The 7,124-nt window shown below is 67.7% G+C and carries 7 protein-coding genes; 5 read left to right on the top strand and 2 right to left on the bottom strand.

Annotated features, from left to right (window positions below; translation table 11 throughout):
* The coding region (locus VF794_RS32340; protein ID WP_331116974.1) for an SPFH domain-containing protein at positions 1 to 485 on the bottom strand (485 nt) is incomplete at its 3' end.
* Between the two features lie 356 nt (positions 486 to 841).
* On the opposite strand from VF794_RS32340, the gene VF794_RS32335 reads away from it, so the two are divergent.
* From VF794_RS32335 to VF794_RS32320, 4 genes are all read left to right on the top strand, one after another.
* Entirely contained in the window at positions 842 to 2,236 is a 1,395-nt protein-coding gene (locus VF794_RS32335) for a Tox-REase-5 domain-containing protein (protein ID WP_331116973.1), read from the top strand.
* Positions 2,233 to 2,949, top strand: coding sequence for an immunity 52 family protein (locus VF794_RS32330; RefSeq protein WP_331116972.1), 717 nt, complete (start codon positions 2,233 to 2,235; stop codon positions 2,947 to 2,949). The genes VF794_RS32335 and VF794_RS32330 overlap by 4 nt, the downstream gene beginning before the upstream one ends.
* Before the next feature lie 49 nt (positions 2,950 to 2,998).
* Positions 2,999 to 4,177, top strand: a complete 1,179-nt coding sequence (locus tag VF794_RS32325; protein ID WP_331116971.1) for a vWA domain-containing protein — start codon at positions 2,999 to 3,001, stop codon at positions 4,175 to 4,177.
* Between the two features lie 115 nt (positions 4,178 to 4,292).
* Positions 4,293 to 5,285 (top strand): fatty acid desaturase, encoded by a 993-nt coding sequence (locus tag VF794_RS32320; protein WP_331116970.1) that lies wholly within the window; start codon positions 4,293 to 4,295, stop codon positions 5,283 to 5,285.
* Between the two features lies 1 nt (position 5,286).
* Here VF794_RS32320 and VF794_RS32315 read toward each other — a convergent pair whose 3' ends face one another.
* A complete protein-coding gene (locus tag VF794_RS32315) occupies positions 5,287 to 5,958 on the bottom strand; it encodes an HAD family phosphatase (protein WP_331116969.1) in 672 nt (223 codons plus the stop codon).
* Between the two features lie 243 nt (positions 5,959 to 6,201).
* Between VF794_RS32315 and VF794_RS32310 the strand changes: the two genes are divergently transcribed.
* On the top strand, positions 6,202 to 7,124 hold a 923-nt coding region (locus tag VF794_RS32310; RefSeq protein WP_331116968.1), incomplete at its 3' end, for a zinc-binding alcohol dehydrogenase family protein.

Genomic DNA, 7,124 nt, shown 5'->3' with positions numbered 1-7,124 from the left:
GCCGGGTCGAGCAGGTAGCGGATGGTGATCTCAACGCCGATGGACAGGCCCTCCACCGACTGGAAGGGGGCGGGGTCCGTGGCACGGGTGCTGCGGGTGGGCTGGTAGGTCTGGTCCTTGAGGCTGTAGCGGCTGAGGCGGTGCACCTGGGGCAGCAGCAAGGCCCAGCCCTCGCGCAGCTCGGAGACATTGCCGGTGAGCCGGTTGACCCGGATGCCCACCTCGCCGGGCTCGATCATGCAGAGGGGCTGAGCGGCCACCACCCCGGCCACCGCGCCGGTCACCGCCAGCCCCGCCATCATCCGGCGGCCCCGCTGGGTGTAGACCATCCACCGGGTGCGACTGACCAGCCCGCGCGCCACGTCGCTGGCCAGCGACACCATCTTCCGCAGGACCTCGCCCCGCTTCTCCTCGTTCCGCCGCGGCTCGTTCTTCTGCCGCGGTTCGTTCTGCTGCTGCTGCTCGTTCTGATTCTGCTCGTTCATGAGTGCCCTCTCCGCAAGGAGGGCAATGCATGGGGAGTGCCGGGCAGGCGAGCAGACGCGCGCGGAGGGGCGGAGCCGGAAGCGGGCGTCAGTGCGTGGCCGCGTGGACTCACCGCGTGGCTGGAGGGACCCACCGCCGCGTACGTAAGTGCGTCAGGAAATCCACGGGGCATCCCATGCTGCCGACCACATCGAGGGCGGCTTGACTGCGCCTCCCGCACTTGCCTCTGCTCCCGACGTCACGGTTTCCAGCTGGCGTGGCTTGCCAGGGAAGGTGCAGCATGTCCATCCGCCTCGTTGGAGCGCGCCCGGCACGCGTTCGGCAACCTCCTTGGGGTCCGATCGCCTTGGCCCTGATGGCGCTGGCACTACTGGGCGGGTGCGCCACGGGCCGTTCGGTTTCCGCTCCCGCTCCGGAGGAAGTCGCGGGCAGTGCGGGCGGCTTCTTCGAGCAGGACACGGATGCATTCCAGGTAGTGCAGGGGGCCAGTGGCATCGAGGAGGCATACCGGCACCCGCCGGGCACGGCACTCTCTTCCGACATGGCCCAGCAGATGTGGGGCCGGTTGGCGAAGGTACCCGTGACGCAGAAGAGCTTCGGTCCGCGTCTCTCCCTTTCCTGGCTGCTGCGCGAGGTGCTCGTCGACGGCGAACGCGTGGAGTACGTGGAACTGCTGCGCCGTACCGAGCGCTTCTGGACCTTGGTGCTGGTGCGCCCCGATGGCTACCTGGTGGCGGCGCTTAACGGCAGACCCCTTCAGCGCATGGGGCCGGTGGCGCTGCGGGAGGGAGAGTTCAAGGCAGGCCGTCTCGTGGTGGGTACCTTCTACTCCTCACGCGCCGGTGTCCTCTATCCAGTGGACGCTTCCCTACGGCGCGCGGATACCATTCCCTGGGCCGAGCTGGGCCTGGAGCGCGACTGGCTCAACGCCGCGCTGGACGGGGCCGAGAATGCCATGGGGGAGCTGACGCTCGCCCTCGCGCAATCCATCCTCCACCCCATCCGAACCGTGGAGGGCCTGAAGCAACTGCCCGCCACCGTGGCGCTCGTCATCGCCTCCTCGCCCGAATACTTCGAGCGCTATGGCGCCATGTCCTCGCAGGACCAGATACGCGAGGCGGCGCGGCTGTCCACGCACCTGCTCATGATGTACGGGGGCGCGGCGGGCACGGCCGGTACAGTGGGGCGCATCGGCTCAGTGGGAGCGGCGGTGCCAGTACTGGCACTCACGGCCGATGGCTTGCTGGTGGTGAGGACAGTAGCGGTGTCGGCGGGCACGGTAACGACCACGCTCGGCGAGGGAGTAGGCGCCGTCTCCGTCCTCCACATGGCCACCAGCCATGGCAACTGGCCTCCCATCGGAGGCCCCGGCCAGTGGGTACAGGACACCGCGAGCATGTCCGAGCAGGCCCGCACCTACCAGGCCCAGGTGACAGGTGGGCCCAAAGGCTGGTGCTACAAGGTCTGCCGCAACGGTGAATGCGTGGAGTACGACGGGTATGACCCCAAGGATGGCACCCTGCTGGAAGCCAAGGGGGTCGGCTATGACAAATGGTTCACGGCGAGCCTCGCGCCCAAATTCGAGTTCAAGGGCCTCGAAAGCCTGCGGACACAAGCCCAGACACAATCCCGGCTCGCTGGGGGACTGCCTGTGCGCTGGCATGTGGCGGAACCCCGCATGGTCGCCATCCTCCAGAAGCTGTTCAAGGGCTGGAGAATCGGAGGTATAGAAGTGGTGTACACCCCATGAGCGAGACCTATTACGTCGGAGCCTATTGGGGATGCCGCCCGGAGTCGGCCCTGGAGTGCGCCCAGCGCGCGGAGACCTTCTTCCGCCTGCTGTCCCAATGCCACCCCACCTATGCCCGATGGTACGAAAAGGCCTCCTCGACCAGGCGCGCGCTCCAGCTCCAGTTCGACCCCACCACTGACACCTTCATGCGCTTCTTTGGAAAGAAGACCTACCAGCTTGGAAAGGATGGCTTTGTCTTCGGCGCCTGGACGGGCCATCTCGAGAACCAGGGCGGGATGGTCTCACTCACCTGTGGTTCCGCCGCCGAGGTCACTCCCAATGGTGTCCTGCTCTACTTGCCCTCGGAGCCTCCGGGAAGTGAGCTCCTGCTCACCCTCCCCGTACTCACCGGGGTGATGCGAGCCATGGCGCTGGCCTGGAATCCGGACTGGGCTTATGCCGGGTCCGAGGATTTCCGGGACTGCTTGTCGCAGGAAATCTCCGACACCTTCGTGGGCTGGCTGACCTACATCTCGCGCCGTTGGGGCGAGGTGCCAGCCCTGCCGGAGCCCGTGCGCATCGAGCCCGTGGAGGACAAGGGCACCCTTCTTGTTCTCGGCCCCGAGCGCCTCAGCGCATCCAATCCCGAGCACCTCGCCCTCGGCCGCCACCTCCAGCAGGTGTTTAAAGCACACGGCCTGCTCAAGAAGCTTCCCGAGCGGCGGCCTTGAGCTTCAAAGAGGTGAAGATCTTTTTCCCAGGGCGTTCGTTGAAGGGCTCATGCTCAAGCACTCGCTCCTCTGCCTCGGCCTGCTCGCGCTGCCCGGAATCGCCTCCGCGGAGCCCGACGCCCCCGCCAAACGTGCCCCCCCGACCAGGCCCGCCGTGTCTCCCGGCGCGCTCGAGGCCGCCATCTCCGCCCCCAAGGTGCAGCTCGCCCTGCTGCTCGACACCAGCAGCAGCATGGATGGGCTCATCGAGCAGGCCAAACGCCAGCTGTGGACGGTGGTGAACGCCTTCCAGAACGCACGGCGCGAGGGTCAGTCGGCCCAGCTGGAGATCGCCCTCTACGAGTACGGCAACGACACGCTGTCGAGCGAGGGGGGCTTCATCCGCCAGGTGGTGCCCCTCACCACGGACCTGGACCGGGTGTCCGAGCAGCTCTTCGCCCTGAAGACCAACGGAGGCAGCGAGTTCTGTGGCCAGGCCATTCAGAAGGCGACCCAGCAGCTCGCGTGGAGCAAGGCGAAGAAGGACCTGAAGATCATCTACATCGCGGGCAACGAGCCCTTCACGCAAGGTCCGGTCCCCTTCCGCACGGCCATCTCGGCGGCGAAGGAGCACGGCATCGTGGTGAACACCATCCACTGTGGCGAGGCGAGCGAAGGCTCCCGGAGCGGCTGGGCGGAGGGAGCCCGGCTCGCGGGGGGACAGCCCTTCAACATCGATCAGAACCGGGCCGTGGCGATGATCGCCGCCCCCCAGGACGAGGAGATCTCCAGGCTGGGCGTCGAGCTGAACAAGACCTACCTGGGCTACGGCAGGGCCGGCGCCGAGGCCAAGAAGCGGCAGGTGACCCAGGACTACAACGCCAGCTCCAACGCCGTCAGCGCCACCTCGCGCGCGGTGTCCAAGGCGTCGCGGCTCTACGACAACTCGGGCTGGGATCTGGTGGATGGCACCAAGAAGGGCAAGGTGAAACTCGAGGAGCTCAAGGACGAGGAGCTCCCCGAGGAGCTGCGCGGTAAGAGCGCCGAGGAGCGCAAGGCCGTCCTCGCCGCCAAGGAGAAGGAGCGCGGGGAGCTCCAGGCGCGCATCCAGCACCTCAACCAGGAGCGGCAGAAGTACCTCGCCTCCAAGGAGAAGGAGTCGGCCGCCGAGGGCGGCAACACCCTCGACAAGGCCATCCTCCAGTCCGTCCAGGCCCAGGCCGGAGCCCAGGGCTTCACGCTGGAATGAGGGGGACCCCCCTCCCTTCCCTCCTCCGGGCGAAATGACGCATGGTGTCGAACGCGGGGGGTGTGCGAAGCTGCACGCCCCCCGCTTCGTACGACACCACTTTTAAGGAAGCGTCTTGACTCAGACACGCTTGGACTTTGCCCGCAGCACGGAGAAGGAACCCCACCTCGAGAGAGCCCGCGCCATCCTGCGCGCCCACCCCGAGATCAAGGATCTGTGCGGCCCCACGCGCATCACCGCCGCCTTCGTGGTGCTCCTGGTCGCGGCCCAGGTGGGAATCGCCTGGATGCTGCGTGACTCGCCCTGGTGGGCGCTGCTGGCCACCGCGTGGCTGGTGGGCGCGTTCATCGACCACGGCCTGTGGGTGCTCATCCACGAGTGCACCCACAACCTCGTCTTCAAGAGCCCGCGCCTCAACGCCGTCCTTCAGCTCTTCACCAACCTGCCCATCCTGTTCCCCGCGGCCGCCTCGTTCCGCAAGTACCACCTCATCCACCACCGCTTCCAAGGCGACCCGGAGCTGGACGCGGACCTGGCCACCCCCTTCGAGGCGCGGCTGATCGGCAACTCCTTCTTCGGCAAGGCCTTCTGGCAGCTCAACTTCTGGGCCTTCCAGGCCATGCGGGTGTCGCGGCTCAAGCGCATCCCGCTCGTCGACGGCTGGTACGTCGCCAACTTCGCGCTCCAGATCGCCTTCATCGCCGGAGTCTGGGCGGTGATGGGGCCTCGCGCGCTGGTGTACATGTTCCTGGCGTCCATCTTCGCCATCGGCCTGCATCCGCTGGGCGCGCGGTGGATCCAGGAGCACTTCCTCGTCAAGGCGCCCCAGGAGACGTACTCCTACTACGGGCCCCTCAACTGGGTGGCCTTCAACGTCGGCTACCACAACGAGCACCACGACGTGATGCGCGTGCCCTGGACGCGCCTGCCCAAGGTGCGCCAGCTGGCCCCCGAGTTCTACGACTCGCTGCACTACCACCGCTCGTGGACGGCGCTGTGGCTGAAGTTCCTCTTCGACCCGTCCCTGTCGCTCTACAGCCGCATGCTCCGCAGTGGCGACTCGGGCCAGGGCACGGTGCGGGCCGAGGAGATCTCCAAGGCCGCGTGAGTCAACCGCCCGCGGCCAGGGGCGATTCGGAGTAACGGGTGAGCAGATCCTCGGGCGTGCCGAAGACGGCGATGGCTCCGGCCCGCACCAGTTGCTCATCCGAGAAGCCGCCACACACCAGCCCGACACACCGCATCCCCAGGCGCACCGCGCCCTCGACGTCATAGGGGCTGCCCGCGATCGCCAGCGTCTCGTCGGTCCGGTCCAGCCCCAGCAGGCGGATGGCCTCCGCGGGAATCTCCTCGTTGAGCCGGGTGTGGTTCACCTCGGCGTCCGTGGTGCGCCCGTCGATGAGCTCCTCTACCCCGAGCAGCTCGATGTAATGCTCCAGCTCGTCCGGGTCCCCGGTGGAGGCCAGGGCGATCTTCCAGCCCTCGGCCCGCAGGTGGCGGAGCAGCTCGGGCACTCCATGGAAGGGCTTCACCCGGGGGAGGTAGGACTCCTGGAAGAGGGCGCGATGGAAGCTCGCCAGCTCATCGGCGTAGCGCGTCATGTCCTCCTCCGTCAGGAATTCGGAGAGGAGCTGATCTCCATGGAGCGCCATCTGCGCGAGCACCCTGGGGAGGCGCACCTGACGGCCATACCGGGCCAGCGCTTCCTGCCAGGCCCGCGCCCGCAACACGTTGCTGTCCACCAGCGTCCCATCCACCTCGAAGATGATTGCCTTGGACACGCGCATCCTCCCCCAGCAAGCTGCGCACGCCGTCCGCCAGTCGCCAGAGCGAGGGCCCGCCATCACCCCGAGACAGCGCAAGGGGCCTCAGGTGCCCCCCGACCTGACTCGCGCCCGCCCTCCCCGCTCCCGAGCAGGCGAGCAGGAGAGCACCCCGGGCCAGCCGTCACATTCCGACGCTCCAGGAACCATCCGGAGGCTCGCGGCTCGTACCGCGGCGTCTTCCTACACGTGGAGTGAACCATGAAGGCCGTTGCCCTGAAGCGTTACCTGCCCAGCTCGAATCCCGAGTCGCTGCTCGATGTGGAGCTGCCGGATCCGACCCCCCAGGGACATGACCTGCTCGTCCGCGTCCACGCCGTCTCCGTGAACCCGGTGGACACCAAGGTCCGCTCCCCCAAGGACAAGACCGAGGCCTCACCTCGCGTGCTGGGCTGGGATGCCGCGGGCGTGGTCGAGGCCACGGGCCCGGACGTCAAGCGCTTCAAGCGAGGGGATGCCGTCTACTACGCGGGGAGCATCCTGCGCCCGGGCTGCGACAGCGAGCTGCACCTGGTGGACGAGCGCATCGTGGGCCTCAAGCCCAGGTCGCTCGACTTCGCCCAGGCGGCCGCCCTGCCCCTCACCGCCCTCACCGCGTACGAAGGCCTGTTCGACCGCTGTGCGATTGATCCGGGTGGGCGGCACGCGGGCCGGACGCTGCTCATCATCAACGGCGCGGGCGGAGTGGGCTCCATCGCCATCCAGCTCGCGAAGCTGGCGGGGCTGCGCGTCATCGCCACCGCCTCGCGCCCCGAGTCCCAGGAGTGGTGCCGCACGCTGGGCGCCGACCACGTCATCAACCACCGCGAGGACATCCCCCAGCAGCTCAAGCACCTGGACATCCCCGAGGTCGACTACCTCTTCAACACCGTCGACACCACGGGCTACTGGACCGTCATGGGCGACGTCATCAAGCCCTTCGGGCGCATGGTCTCCATCGTCGAGTCGAGCCAGCCCCTGGACCTCGGGCGGCTGATGGGCAAGAGCGTGAGCTTCTCGTGGGAGCTCATGTTCACCCGCTCCCGCTTCCAGACGCCGGACATGGACGAGCAGCACCGCATCCTCACGCAGGTGGCCGAGTGGCTCGACGCCGGCCGCCTCCGCACGACGCTGACGGAGAAGCT

It is taken from the genome of Archangium sp. (genome assembly GCF_036389735.1).
Taxonomy (GTDB): Bacteria; Myxococcota; Myxococcia; order Myxococcales; family Myxococcaceae; genus Archangium.
Note: the sequence above shows the minus strand (reverse complement) of the source record. Positions and strands in the feature narration are given on the sequence as shown.